13 protein-coding genes and 1 pseudogene are annotated in these 12,269 nt (G+C 69.1%); all 14 read right to left on the reverse strand.

Features of this window, described 5'->3' with window-relative positions:
* Window positions 1-104 (reverse strand): annotated as a pseudogene (locus ACZ6ZQ_RS00005) (ABC transporter ATP-binding protein); the annotation flags it as partial.
* Window positions 105-140: 36 nt separating this feature from the next.
* Complete coding sequence (locus tag ACZ6ZQ_RS00010; RefSeq protein WP_469766248.1) at window positions 141-1,244, reverse strand: aliphatic sulfonate ABC transporter substrate-binding protein; 1,104 nt, start codon at window positions 1,242-1,244, stop codon at window positions 141-143.
* Between the two features lie 322 nt (window positions 1,245-1,566).
* Window positions 1,567-1,674 (reverse strand): putative leader peptide, encoded by a 108-nt coding sequence (locus tag ACZ6ZQ_RS00015; RefSeq protein ID WP_469766249.1) that lies wholly within the window; start codon window positions 1,672-1,674, stop codon window positions 1,567-1,569.
* A gap of 131 nt (window positions 1,675-1,805) precedes the next feature.
* The gene (locus ACZ6ZQ_RS00020; RefSeq protein ID WP_469766250.1) at window positions 1,806-2,264 is read right to left on the reverse strand and encodes an RrF2 family transcriptional regulator; all 459 of its coding nucleotides are present in this window, start codon (window positions 2,262-2,264) and stop codon (window positions 1,806-1,808) included.
* A 93-nt stretch (window positions 2,265-2,357) separates the two neighbouring features.
* Window positions 2,358-3,257 (reverse strand): TauD/TfdA dioxygenase family protein, encoded by a 900-nt coding sequence (locus ACZ6ZQ_RS00025; RefSeq protein ID WP_469766251.1) that lies wholly within the window; start codon window positions 3,255-3,257, stop codon window positions 2,358-2,360.
* Between the two features lie 56 nt (window positions 3,258-3,313).
* On the reverse strand, window positions 3,314-3,682 hold the full coding sequence (locus ACZ6ZQ_RS00030; protein ID WP_469766252.1) for a 4Fe-4S dicluster domain-containing protein: 369 nt from the start codon (window positions 3,680-3,682) through the stop codon (window positions 3,314-3,316).
* Window positions 3,679-5,292: an FAD-binding protein gene (locus tag ACZ6ZQ_RS00035; protein ID WP_469766253.1), complete on the reverse strand. Its 1,614-nt coding sequence runs from the start codon at window positions 5,290-5,292 to the stop codon at window positions 3,679-3,681. Before ACZ6ZQ_RS00035 ends, ACZ6ZQ_RS00030 begins: the two co-directional genes overlap by 4 nt.
* Window positions 5,289-6,644 carry an LLM class flavin-dependent oxidoreductase gene (locus tag ACZ6ZQ_RS00040; RefSeq protein WP_469766254.1) on the reverse strand — a complete coding sequence of 452 codons (1,356 nt, stop codon included), beginning with the start codon at window positions 6,642-6,644 and terminating at the stop codon, window positions 5,289-5,291. The genes ACZ6ZQ_RS00035 and ACZ6ZQ_RS00040 overlap by 4 nt, the downstream gene beginning before the upstream one ends.
* A gap of 63 nt (window positions 6,645-6,707) precedes the next feature.
* A complete protein-coding gene (locus tag ACZ6ZQ_RS00045) occupies window positions 6,708-7,658 on the reverse strand; it encodes an ABC transporter permease (protein ID WP_469766255.1) in 951 nt (316 codons plus the stop codon).
* On the reverse strand, window positions 7,655-8,491 hold the full coding sequence (locus ACZ6ZQ_RS00050) for an ABC transporter ATP-binding protein (protein WP_469766256.1): 837 nt from the start codon (window positions 8,489-8,491) through the stop codon (window positions 7,655-7,657). The genes ACZ6ZQ_RS00045 and ACZ6ZQ_RS00050 overlap by 4 nt, the downstream gene beginning before the upstream one ends.
* Before the next feature lie 4 nt (window positions 8,492-8,495).
* Window positions 8,496-9,539, reverse strand: coding sequence for an ABC transporter substrate-binding protein (locus ACZ6ZQ_RS00055; protein ID WP_469766257.1), 1,044 nt, complete (start codon window positions 9,537-9,539; stop codon window positions 8,496-8,498).
* Between the two features lie 221 nt (window positions 9,540-9,760).
* Window positions 9,761-9,844: a putative leader peptide gene (locus ACZ6ZQ_RS00060; protein ID WP_106972604.1), complete on the reverse strand. Its 84-nt coding sequence runs from the start codon at window positions 9,842-9,844 to the stop codon at window positions 9,761-9,763.
* Window positions 9,845-10,021: 177 nt separating this feature from the next.
* Window positions 10,022-11,251, reverse strand: coding sequence for an acyl-CoA dehydrogenase family protein (locus ACZ6ZQ_RS00065; RefSeq protein ID WP_469766258.1), 1,230 nt, complete (start codon window positions 11,249-11,251; stop codon window positions 10,022-10,024).
* Window positions 11,252-11,264: 13 nt separating this feature from the next.
* Entirely contained in the window at window positions 11,265-11,840 is a 576-nt protein-coding gene (locus ACZ6ZQ_RS00070; RefSeq protein WP_469766259.1) for a winged helix-turn-helix domain-containing protein, read from the reverse strand.
* Window positions 11,841-12,269: the final 429 nt, after the last annotated feature.

The following is a 12,269-nucleotide window of genomic DNA, read 5'->3' on the forward strand; positions in this document are numbered from 1 at the left end:
TGCGATCCGGCCGGGCCGGAGAAGGACTTCGAGACGTGCTCGATCCGAGCGGCGTGCGACACCGTCGTGGTGTCCTCGGCAGCCTTGGCAAGCGCAGCGGCCATGGTCGTCACCTCCTGGGAACTGTGGGTCGTACGGGATTACTTGGCGCCGAGACCGGCGTCGGAGACCTCGGGCTTGCCAGCGGCCTTCAGCACCTTGTTGAGGAGCGTCAGGTCGTAGATGCCGTTCAGGTCGGGTTCCTTGAGTAGACCGGTCTTGACGGCGTAGTCGGCCTGCGTCTTGAGCGTGGCGGCCAGCGGGTCGTCGGTGATCTGGATGCTCGGCCATGCCGGGTCAATGACCTTGGCTGCGAGCTCCTTGCCGGTCTCCGCCTTCAGGTGGGCGTTGGCCGACGCCTTGGCCTTGTCGGGGTTGGCGTTGATCCACGCGTTGGTCTTCACCGTGCCGCGCAGCACCGCCTCGACCACGTCCGGGTGTTCCTTCTGGAACGACTGCGACACGATGATGTTCGTGATCACGAACTTCTTCTCGGGCCACAGCGTCGCCTCGTCGAGGAGGACCTTCGCGCCCTCGGAGACCAGCTTGGACGCGGTCGGCTCCGGCACCCAGGCGCCGTCGATCGAGCCGGACTTGTAGGCGTCCGGGGTCACCTTGTTCTCCGTGCGGACCACGGAGACGTCGCCCTTGCCGCTCTCGGCGTCGACCTTCCAGCCCTGCTCCGCGATCCAGTTGAGGAACGCGACGTCCTGGGTGTTCCCCTTCTGCGGAGTGGCGATCTTCTTGCCCTTGACGTCGTCCAGAGTCTTGATCTTGTCCGGGTCGACGACGAGCTTCACACCGCCGGAGGCCGAGCCGGAGATGATCCGGAGGTTCTTGCCCTTGGACTTGACGTAGCCGTTGATGGACGGCGAGGGGCCGATGAAGGAGATGTCGAGCGAACCGCCGTTGAGCGCCTCGATCGCGGACGGGCCGGCATTGAAGGCCTGCGGCTTGATCGTGGTACCGCCGAGCTCCTTCTGGATCAGGCCCTCCTGAAGGCCGACCAGCGCGGTGGCATGCGTGAGGTTCGGGAAGTAGCCGATGCGGACGGAGTCGGCGGAGAGCTTCTCGCCCTTGGCGGCCACCTCGGTCTTCTTGTTGTCGTCGGCCGTGGAACCGTAGCCGCAGGCGGTGAGCAGGAGGGGAAGCGCCGCTATGACGGCGATGGCGCGCAGGGTGGTGAGCGGTCTTGCGGTAGACACGGAGGTGTCCTTTCACGGTATGGGTGTTCAGGGAGGTGCGGAAATACGCGACGCAAAGCCGTCGGGACGCACTGCACCTGCTCCCCGGCCGTCGGCGACGGGATCGCCGTCGCAGGCTGAGAAGCGGATACGTGTCGCATCCGCGGGGATGCGGAGGTGGATGTCGAGCCGTCGCAAAGTGCCACTCCGCGCCCGAAGACATACGGGCATGGGGAAGCGGAGCGGCGTGGTCAGCCGAAGGGGGCCCGCCCGGCCGACGGAAGGCGGGGTGGCAAGGAGCACAGCGGCGCTCTGCGTGTGGAGCCAGGTCCTGTGGACGGCGTCAGACGGGCTGACAGATGGCGCTGGACGTACGGCCCAGATCGATGTGCCGACGGGAGGTCAGCAGGGGAAGCAAACGGCCTGCGTGGTTCAGCGTTCGCACGGCCACCTCACAGAATCCCTAGTTTTCCCACCTGGCTGGTAGGGATATTGCCAGAGGCTGGAAGTCGCCCCAAGAGGGAGGCCGTATGGTGGACGGCTGTATCTCGCATTGTGAGATCACGCTGGTGGCTCGGCGGATCAGGGGTTCGTCCAGGCGCCGGGGGCGTCGGTCAGCGCGGATACCTCGGCGGGCAGTTCGGCCGATGCGACGTCGGCGAGGGACACGCCCTCGAGGATCTCGCGCACGTTGGACCGCAACGCGATCCACAGAGGGAGCAGCGATTCCGCAGGGCCGGTGTAGGACAGCTCTGGGGGGCGGACCCCGCGCACCGAGACCAGCGGTCCGTCCACGACGCGGATGACATCCGCGATGCTGATGGACTCGGCGGGCCTGGCCAGCCGGTAGCCGCCGTTGCCGCCGCGCTGGCTGAGCACGAGACCGCCCCGGCGCATGTCGTTCAGGATGCTTTCGAGGAATTTATGCGGAATGTCCTGAGCGTCGGCGATGGCCTCGGCCTTCAGTGGCCCGTCATCCCGTGACGCGGCGAGCTGCAGCGCGGCACGTACCGCGTAGTCCGCCCTGGCTGAGATCCGCATGCGCCCATTATCCCGCAAGGCTTCGGTCGGCTTCCGCTGCGGGCGGGCCCGCCGGGCAGGATGCAGGTGTCCCTGCCCGGCGGGCCGCGGGGCTCAGGGCGCGGTGGGGGTGTAGTGGGCGGCGTCGTCGCCCTCGACGACGTGGCTGAGGGTGCCGTCGACCCCGGCGGGGACGTCGCCCGCGACGGTCACCCGGTGCAGCAGTCGCGGCAGGTCGCCGTAGTCATCCGGGGCGTAGTGCTGGGTGATGCGGTTGTCGAACAGGACGAGGTCGCCCGGCGTCCAGGCCACCCGCACGATGTTCTCGGGGCGGGTGATGTACGACTGGAAGATGCGCAGCAGGTCCCGGGAGTCGGAGGGGCCGAGGCCGACGATGCTCTGGGCGAATCCGCCGATGAACAGCCCGCGCTCCCCGGTCTCGGGGTGGACGCGGACGACCGGGTGTGCGGTGCGGTACTTCCGGGAGACGAACCGCCTGCGGTGCTCGGCCGCCTTCTCGCTCTTCGGGGCGGCGTAGTCGTAGTCGTTGGTGTGCACCGCCCACAGCTTGTCCGCCAGCTCGCGCAGCGGCTCAGGCAGGTCCCGGTAGGCGGCGGCAGCGTTGGCGATGAGGGTGTTGCCGCCGTAGGGCGGGATCACGATGCTGCGCAGCGTGGACGCCTTGGGGGGCGTACGGACGAAGGTGACGTCCGTGTGCCAGTGGTTGGCGCGGATGCCCTCGTCCCCGTCGACGGGCAGGATGTGTGGCTGGCCGTCGACGGAGGGGACCGTGGGGTGCGCGGCGGTGAGTTCGCCGAAGAGGGAGGCGAAGCGGAGTTGGTCCGCGTCGTCGAGGTTCTGGTCGCGGAAGACGAGTGCCTTGTGTTCCAGGAGCGCGGAGTTGATCTCGGTGACGACGGCGGGGTCGAGGTCGGTGGAGAGATCCACGCCGAGGATCTCGGCGCCGATACGGCCGCCGATCCTGCGGATGTCGAAGCCGGTGCTGGTGGTCATGTGCGGGTGTTCCTTTCAGGAGGTGATCAGCGGGGAGGTGATCGGTCGGGAGGTCATCAGGAGGTGATGGGCAGGGAGGTTCCCCTGGACCCCGGCGGTCCGAGGGGAGGGCCGACGGCCCGCAGTGCGCCGGGTGTGCGGCCTCGTCCCCAGCCGATGTGCCGGCGGTAGCTGCCCAGCAGGCCGGTGCGGTCCAGGTGCTCCTCGTCCCGGGCGGTGGAGTCGTCGGGCAGCGGGCGGGTGACGGGCGCGACGTACAGAGCGTCGGCCGGGCAGTTCGCCTCGCACTGGAAGCAGGTCTGGCAGTCGTCGCGGCGGGCGAGCATGGGGATACCGTCCTCGCCGCGGTCGAAGACGTTGGTCGGGCAGACCTTGATGCACTTGTCGCAGGTGATGCAGCGTTCTGCCGAGACCAGTTCGATCATGAGGCCACCTCCAGTGGTGCGGCTGATACCGGCGGGGCGGTCGTCAGGGGCTCGGTGCGGGTCCACACCCGGTCGAGGCCACCTGTGACGATGCGGTGGTGCTGTCCGGGGTCCTGTGCCGGGAAGTCGAGCCGCTTGGCCATGCCGCGGGTCTCGGTGCGCGCCAGCGCCGCGGCGTACATCCAGCGGGCATGCGCCGCCATCGCCGCCGCCTGCCTGGCCCGTACGGTGTCTCCGCCCGCGGCGTGCAGGGACGCGCGCGACTCCTCCCATACGTGGTCGAGCACCTCCAGCGAGGCGGTGAGCCGGTCGCCGTGGCGCAGGTAGTTCTTCTCGTACGGCAGCACTTCGCCCTGGACCGCGGTGACGACCTCGCGAAAGCCCTCGGCCGGACCGGGTGTCCCGGTGGGCCGGAGCCCGGCTCCGCCCGCGGCCACCAGGCGCCTCGTACTGGCGCGGATGCCGAGCGAGCGGGCGTGGCGGGCCGCGCCCCGGCCGGCCCAGGTGCCGGAGGAGATGGCCCAGGCGGCGTTGTGGCTGCCGCCGCCGGTGAAGCCGCCGCAGATCAGCTCACGAGTTGCCGCGTCCCCGGCCGCGTACAGACCGGGGACGGTGGTGGAACAGTCGTCGCCGGTGATGCGGATGCCGCCGGTGCCGCGCACGGTGCCCTCGGCGAGGAGCGTGACGGCGAAGCGCTGGGTGAAGGGGTCGATGCCGAGCCGGTCGAAGGTGAGGAAGAAGTTGGGCTGGGCCAGCCGCATCGCCTCGCGGGCCGCCGCGTCCGCCCGGTCGAGGCGGCAGTACACCTTCTCGCTGAGCAGCGCACGCGCGATCACGGAACGGCCGCCCTGGCTGGCCGCTCCCTCCAGGACCGTGCCGTCCTCGCGGTAGAAGGTCGCGAAGGAGTAGAACGCGGTCTTGGTGACGGAGGTGCCCTCGGGTGCGATGCCGTACGCGTTGGAGAACTCCATCCCGGACAGCTCCGCGCCCACCTCGGCGGCGAACAGCGCTCCGTCGCCGGTGTTGACATTGCAGCCCAGCGCGCCGCTGAGGAATGCGCAGCCGCCGGTGGCCAGGACGACCGCCCCGGCGCGCACCCGGTACGGCTGCCCGGCCTGACGTCGGTGCCCCCTGGCCCCGGCGACCGCTCCGGAGGGGTCGGTGAGCAGTTCGGTGACCGGGCTGTGGTCGAGGATGCGGGCCCCGGCCCGCTGGATACGGATGCGCATCCTGCGCATGTACTCCGGTCCCTGCAGCCCGTTCCTGAGCTGCATTCCGTCCGGCCCTGTGGGGAAGGGGTAGCGTCCGGCCGCTGCCAACTCGTTCATCCCGGAGTACGTCTGGTCCAGCACCCGCGCCATCCAGCGCCGGTCGGCCAGGAATCCACCCAGTGCCTCGCGGCTCGCCATGGCCGCCTCCCGCACGGCGGGCTCCGGAGGGACGTACCAGACGCCGGTTCCGGCGGAGGCGGTGGCGCCGCTGGTGCCGCAGTAGCCCTTGTCGGCGAGGACCACGTCCGCCCCGTCCTGGGCCGCCTTGAGCGCGGCCCAGGTGGCTGCGGGGCCGCCGCCGACCACCAGGACGTCCGTGGTGAGGTCCAGCCCGGTCATGCGGGCCCTCCTGCTGCCGCGGCCGCCGCGGCCAGCCGGTTGGCGGGGTGGGCCAGGCCGTAGTGCTCGCGCAGGGTGCGGCCGGTGTACTCGGTGCGGAACAGGCCGCGCCGCTGCAGGATCGGCACGACGTGGTCGACGAAGTCCTCCAGGCCGCCGGGCAGATGGGGCGGCATGATGTTGAAGCCGTCGGCGGCACCCTGGGTGAACCACTCCTGGAGCTGGTCGGCTATCTGCTCCGGGGTGCCGGCGGACACCCGGTGCCCGCGGCCGGCACCGAGGCGGGCGATGAGCTCGCGCAGGGTGAGGCCGTCGCGGCGGGCGAGTTCGGCGACGAGCGTGAAGCGGCTCTTGTTGCCGTTGATGTCCCGCTCCTCGGGCAGCTCGGGCAGCGGCCCGTCCAGCGGCAGCCCGGTCAGGTCGGTGCCGAGCATCCCGGACAGCTGGGCGAGCCCGTACTCGGGGACCTGGAGGTCCGTCAGCTCCTGTTCCAGCGCGCGGGCTTCGGCCTCGGTCGAGCCGATGACGGGGGCGATGCCGGGCAGTACCAGCAGCTGGTCCTCAGCGCGGCCGTAACGGGCGAGCCGCGACTTGAGGTCCTTGTAGAAGGCTCGGCCGTCGGCGAGGGTCTGCTGGGCGGTGAAGACGGCTTCGGCGTACTGGGCGGCGAACTCCTTGCCGTCCTCCGACGAACCGGCCTGCACCAGCAGCGGATATCCCTGCGGGGTGCGCGGCACGTTCAACGGGCCCTGCACCCCGAAGTACTCTCCGCGGTGGTTGATCTCCCGCACCTTGCCGGTGTCGGCGTAGAGGCCGCGCTCTCGGTCGAGCAGGATCGCGTCGTCCTCCCAGCTGTCCCACAGCTTGGTGGCGACCTCGACGAACTCGCGCGCCCGCTCGTAGCGCAGCCGGTGCTCCAGGTGCTCGTCCTGGCCGAAGTTGCGGGCCTCGTTCACGGTGCCGGAGGTGACGATGTTCCAGCCGGCCCGGCCGTCGCTGATGTGGTCCAGCGAGGCGAACTTGCGGGCGGTGTGGAAAGGCTCGTTGAAGGTGGTGGAGACGGTGGCGATCAGACCGACGTGCTCGGTGACAGCCGCCAGGGCGGACAGCAAGGTGAGCGGTTCGAAGCCGCCGAGCGCGTTGTGCCGAACGTTCCCCCACAGGGCGAGGCCGTCGGCGAGGAAGACCGAATCGAGCAGACCGCGCTCGGCGGTCAGCGCGAGCTGCTGGAAGTAGCGCAGATCGGTGACCCGTTCGGGCTGGGTGCGCGGGTGGCGCCAGGCGGCGTCGTGGTGGCCGGCGTTCATCAGGAAGGCGTTGAGATGCAGCCGTCGGGGGCTGGTCGCGGTCATGAGGTTCCTCGGATCGGGGGCAGCGAGACGGTCGGGGGACAGGTGAACGAGTCGGCGGCCGGGTCAGCCCTCGGCGGGAACGCGCCAGGAGCTGAGCCGCCGCTCCACGGTCACCAGGAACTGGTTGAACGCCACGCCGATGGCGGAGATCGTGATGATGCCCGCGTACATCTGCGGGATGGCGAAGTTGTACTGCGAGGCGTTGATCAGATAGCCGAGGCCCGCCTTGGCGCCGATCATCTCGGCGGCGACCAGCACCAGAATGGACACCGCTCCGGCCAGCCGGATGCCGGTGAACATCACCGGCACCGAGGCCGGCAGGATGACCTTCTGGAACAGCCGGGGTGCGGACAGATCCATCGACTTTGCCAGCTTCAGCAAGGTCGGGTCGACGTTGCGGACCGCGCTGATGGTGTTGAGCAGGATCGGCCAGGTGCACGCGTACACCACGATGGAGACCTTCGAGGTCTCGCCGATGCCCAGCAGCAGGACGAACACCGGCAGCAGGGCCAGGGCGGCGGTGTTGCGGAACACCTCCAGCAGCGGTCCGAGGACGTCGGCGACCGGCCGGTACCAGCCGATCAGCAAGCCGAGCGGCACGGCGACCGCCACGGCGAGACCGAATCCGCTGAACGAGCGTACGAGGCTGGCGCGGGTGTTGTCGGCGAGCTGACCGTCGGCGGCCAGTCCCCACCAGGCGTGGGCGACCTCAGTGAACGGAGGCAGGAAGGTCCGGTCGACCAGACCCAGTCGCGGTGCGGTCTCCCACAGCAGCAGCAGAGCCACGATCGCAACGGACTTGGTCGCCCCTTTGACCAGCAGGTACGGCAGTCGGCGGGCCGCCCGGCGGACCCTGGCGGCCGTTGGGGCGATTCGGCGCACGTCCGACGGCGATGCCCCGGGTGGTGTGGACGCCGCGGACGTAGCAGTGGAAGGGGCCGGGACGGGCTCGGTGGCGGTCACAGAGCCCGGCTCCGTGGTCTTCTCGGTGGCCGTGCCGGTCATGGGGCTCATACGGAAGCCTCCTCCCTCTCCAACTGCTGGGCCCTGGCCACCTCGTCGTGCAGCAGCGACCAGATCTCGTGCCGGTGTCGCGTGAACTCGGGACTGGAGCGGAGGTCGTCCGTCGCCGTACGGGAGTCGAAGGCGACCGGCACCATCTGCTTGATGCGGCCCGGCCTGGACGTCATCACGGCGACGCGCTGCCCCAGGTAGACGGCCTCGTCGATGCCGTGCGTGATGAAGACGACGGTCTTGCCGGTGCGCTGCCAGATGCGCAGCAGTTCGTCCTGCAACGACTCCCGGGTCTGGGCGTCCAGCGCGGCGAACGGCTCGTCCATCAGGAGCACATCGGGGTTGTAGGCGAGGCTGCGGGCGATCGCCACCCGCTGCCGCATCCCACCCGACAGCTCATGAGGGTGGCGGTCCTCGAACCCGGAGAGGCCGACCAGATCCAGGAACTCCCTGGCTGGAGCGGTACGTTGACGTCGTGGGACGCCGGTGGCCTCCAGACCGAACTCGACATTGCCTTGTGCCGTCCGCCACGGCAGTAGCGCGTACTGCTGGAACACGATGCCTCGGTCCAAGCCCGGGCCGGTAACGGATTTGCCGTCCAACAGGATCCGTCCGCCGGTGGGTTGGGTGAGGCCGCCGAGCAGGTCCAGCAGCGTGGACTTCCCGCAGCCGCTGGGACCGACCAGGACGACGAACTCGCCGGCCGCTATCTCCAGATCGATGCCGTCGAGGGCGGTGAACCGGGTCGCTCGTCGAGCCCTCGTCCGGTCCTTGACGGTGAAGTCCTTCGTTACGTCCTCGAACACGATCTTGGGCGTGGTGGATTCCGGCATGGGATCAGCTCCCGCTCTTCGCAGCGGGGGAGGACTTCTGGTTGCCGTTGAACTCATTGGTGTAGAGGTCCGACAACGTGACCTGGCCCTTCTTGATGTCACCGCGGTCGGCCAGCCAGTCGATCCACAGCTGGAGTTCCTTGCCGGTGATCAGGCCCGCCTTCTCGGCGACGCCGTAGGACCGCCAATACTTCAGCGGTGCTGTGTCCTCGTTGCGGCCGCGCTTCTTCACGATGTCCGTCATCCGGGCGATGATCTCTTCGTGCGGGGTGGAACGGGACCACTCGATGGCCCGTCCCACGGCGGTGACGAAGGTCCGGGCGGTGTCGGGGTTCTGCTTCAGGAAGCGGTCCGTCATCACGTACGTGCCGGCGCTGAAGGCGCCGAGCAGTTGATGGTCCGTGAACAGAGGGCGGATGCCCCCAGTCGCCAGTGCCTTGTCGCGCAGAATGCCGCCGAGCACGGCCACGTCGATCTGCTTCTGCCGCAGCGTCTGCTCGGTGTTGACCGGTGGAATCACGAGTGGCTCGACTTTGCCGATCTCCGCCCGGGACAGGCCGCCTCGCTGCAGATAGATGTCGAGCATGGCTTCGGAGTGGGCTCCGAGGGTGTTCATCCCGACCTTCTTGCCGATCAGGTCCCTGGTCGAGCGGATGGGGCTGTCCTCGAGGACGTAGAAGCCGTTGTAGGCGTACTTGTCGGATCCGTAGTAGCTGATGACGGCCTTGATGGGGGCGTTGTTCGCAGCCAGTTTGACGACCGCGCCGTTGAACGCGCCGCCGAAGTCGACCTGGCCCGTGGCCGCGGACTGGATGTCCTGCGGCCCGCTGATGGTGTTGCCGACCCACTTCAGCTTCACGTCCTCCAGATAGCCGAGATCCTCGGCCAACTCCGGCAAGGTCACCTGACCCACCCAGCCCTGGTACCGGAGCGTCTTGGTCTGGCCCTTGCCGGAAGTGGCTCCGGCGGTCGTGCCGCAGCTCACGGCCACCGCAGAGAGACCGAGCAGGGAGAGGAACTGGCGTCGGGTCGATGCCGTAGTGGCCATGGAAAGGTCCTGTTCACACGAATGGGGACTGAGGCGGAGTCGGTGGCATGAAGAAGCCATAACCGAGAGGGGCGCTCGGCAATTGGGCGCAAGAAAGGCGGACACCGAAAGCAGAAAGAGACCCACCAGGAATGCCTGCTAGGAATCGGTCGTCTACGCCGACAACGGCCGTGGTGGCCGACTGTGAAATTGGAGCGGAACAGCGGCGCGCGTCAGCGCGTTCAGCGGCCGACGGCACAGATGGCGCTGGCCTGACGTCGCAGATCGACGTGCAGGCGTGCGGCGAGGTTCTCGGACTTGCTCACAGCCCAGAGAGTTGCAGCGAAATCCGGCCAAGTCAATGTCGCCTGCGCGAGCGTCGCGTATTCTCAACCGCCCGACATATGAGTGAAGTGCGGCGTTCACAATTGTATGGATGCCGGGTTGCGTCGCGAATGCCGATCATGCCGAGTCCGCCGGGGAAGAGCCGCGGCATCGCAAGGTCAGACAGGCAGGACGAATGGAGGGTGCGCACCATTGAGGAAATAGTCCCCGACATCGCGGAGCCGGTGAGTGACGGGCTCGTACAAGGTGTGCGTCCGGGCATTGCGCCAGAAGCGGTCGAAGCCCAGCCGCGAGGACGCGGAGCGGGCGCCGATGATGTCGAGGGCGCGGGCGGTGGACTCCTGCGCAGCCCTGGAGGCGGCGGCTTCGGCCATGGCCACGAGGACAGAGATCTCCGCGTACTCGTCGTAGCTGAGGTCTTCACCGCATCCCAGCCCGCCGTGCACGGCCTCCAGTGCCTGATCGGCGAGCGCGGACGCGGAGCGGGTGAGGACGGTGAGCTCTCCGTAGGCGGTCAGCACCTGCGGGTCCTGGGGGGAACCGACCGGCCAGGCGGGAGGCCAGGGGGAGTGGACCGCCCTGCTGTATTCACGGGCCTCGGCGAGCACTCCCTCCGCCATGCCGAGACGGAGCTGGACGGAGAGGAGGCGCCCGACCGGCGATGTCAGTGCAGCCAGGGGCGAGAGGACGTCCTCATCCACGGACAGGGAGCCGAGTACGTCGTCGGCGGCGACCGGCACACCGTCGAACTCCACGCTCCCGCCGGCCGCGAGCCGCTGGCCGAAAGTGTCGGCGTCGCCGTCGATCCCCACGCCGTGATGGGCGGGATCGACGACGACGGCGAGTGGTTCGCCGTTATCGGGCCGTACGGCCCGCACGGCGAGGCGGTCGGCGACCAGGACCCCGGTGGCGTAGCTCTGCCGACCGTCGAGCACATGGCCGGCGGCTGTCCTGGCCAGTGCCAGAGGCGGTTCCTGGCGGGCTAAACCACCGCCCCAGCACCACTGCTCCGCCGCGGACTGCCGCTCGACCTGAGCGGCGAGAGAGGGCTCGGTGAAGAACCTGGCGCTCCACGACAGGAAGTAGTGACAGCCCAGGAGTTGACCGATCGCACCGTCGGCGGCGGCAATTTCCCGGACGACGGCGTAGGCCGTGGGCCAGTCCGCGCCGCCTCCCCCGAACTCGGCCGGTATGAGGAGCGTCAGCAGTCCCGACTCGCGTAGCCGGGACACCTCGTCGAACGGGGCCTTGCCTGCTTGCTCCCTGGCCGCCGCGTCCGTGGCCAGGTCGTCCGCCGTCTCGCGGGCCACGCGCAGCCAGTGCGCACGGCCGTGCCCGGACCGGTCGGACTCCGAGGTGGGGCCGGACGGCGCAGTGGCAACGCCCATGGCAGGGGTCTCCTCAAGGTCGGCGGCAGGGGGCGGTGGTGGGGCCTTCTTGCTGGTCGGGCACGTACTTGTAGCCCACCCGCCGTACGGTGACGATCCGGTGCCGGTGAGCCTTGCCCAGCTTGCGGCGTAGCCGCGCGATGTGGACGTCCACGGTGCGGCCGTCGCCGATGTGGTCGTAGCCCCAGATGCCGGCCATCAACTGCTCGCGCGAATGCACCTGGTGGGGATGCTGTACGAAGTGGGCCAGCAGTCCGAGCTCCAGGTAGGTGAGGTCGAGTTCGCGTCCGTTCACCGCGGCGACATGTCGCGCGGGATCGATGCGGACGACACTGCCTCCCGCTCTCGTCTGGTGCACGGGAGGCGAGTCCGTGTAGGCGATCGGCCGGATCTCCGGCCGTGTCACGTCCTTGGCGAAGAGCTGGGCGGGGTCGGTGCCCTCGGGGACGAGGACGAGGTAGCCGACGAGGGGTGCGGAACCGTTTCCCTCGTCGCCTTCCTGAGTGGTGTCGCCCACGAGGCGGAGATGGCGCATGTCGGGGAGCGGGGAAACGGATGGAGTGGCCTGGGCCGGGAGTGCCGTGGTCATGGCGGTCGTCCTTCAGAAGTACGTCGGGCCATCAGGCGCAGTGGGTGGGTGCGCTTGATCACCTGGGATGAGAGAGAAGGAGCGGAGCGGCACGCGCAAGGTGTGAGCCGCGTGCCTTACATGCGACAGCAGGCGGCGCTGACGACGTGACCAAAGTCGACATGCCGACGACGAACGAGTCGTTGCTGCGTGTGGGACATGTGCATCATCCTGCGCGCCCGATGGGCGGGCCGTCAACGCTTCCCTAGTAAATCGATAGGAAACGTAGGGCACGCCACACCACGGGTGGGCTCACCGGTCACCGCCGACCGCCGGGCGCGCCTCGGGCGCGGTACAGGGGTGGTGGCTGGGTTTCGGCGTCATCACGCTTGCCGCGTCCCTCAACGCGGCCGGTACGGCTGCCGCGCGCGGCGGAGCCGGTCCGGCCTC

This window comes from Streptomyces sp. NPDC053673 (assembly GCF_055585225.1).

What these genes read in the sequence shown, in the direction of transcription:
- ACZ6ZQ_RS00055 (WP_469766257.1), bottom strand. Translation starts at nt 9,539, where the DNA reads ATGGCCACTACGGCATCGACCCGACGCCAGTTCCTCTCCCTGCTCGGT.
- ACZ6ZQ_RS00020 (WP_469766250.1), bottom strand. Translation starts at nt 2,264, where the DNA reads ATGCGGATCTCAGCCAGGGCGGACTACGCGGTACGTGCCGCGCTGCAG.
- ACZ6ZQ_RS00045 (WP_469766255.1), bottom strand. Translation starts at nt 7,658, where the DNA reads ATGAGCCCCATGACCGGCACGGCCACCGAGAAGACCACGGAGCCGGGC.
- ACZ6ZQ_RS00050 (WP_469766256.1), bottom strand. Translation starts at nt 8,491, where the DNA reads ATGCCGGAATCCACCACGCCCAAGATCGTGTTCGAGGACGTAACGAAG.
- ACZ6ZQ_RS00035 (WP_469766253.1), bottom strand. Translation starts at nt 5,292, where the DNA reads ATGACCGGGCTGGACCTCACCACGGACGTCCTGGTGGTCGGCGGCGGC.
- ACZ6ZQ_RS00070 (WP_469766259.1), bottom strand. Translation starts at nt 11,840, where the DNA reads ATGACCACGGCACTCCCGGCCCAGGCCACTCCATCCGTTTCCCCGCTC.
- ACZ6ZQ_RS00030 (WP_469766252.1), bottom strand. Translation starts at nt 3,682, where the DNA reads ATGATCGAACTGGTCTCGGCAGAACGCTGCATCACCTGCGACAAGTGC.
- ACZ6ZQ_RS00040 (WP_469766254.1), bottom strand. Translation starts at nt 6,644, where the DNA reads ATGACCGCGACCAGCCCCCGACGGCTGCATCTCAACGCCTTCCTGATG.
- ACZ6ZQ_RS00025 (WP_469766251.1), bottom strand. Translation starts at nt 3,257, where the DNA reads ATGACCACCAGCACCGGCTTCGACATCCGCAGGATCGGCGGCCGTATC.
- ACZ6ZQ_RS00065 (WP_469766258.1), bottom strand. Translation starts at nt 11,251, where the DNA reads ATGGGCGTTGCCACTGCGCCGTCCGGCCCCACCTCGGAGTCCGACCGG.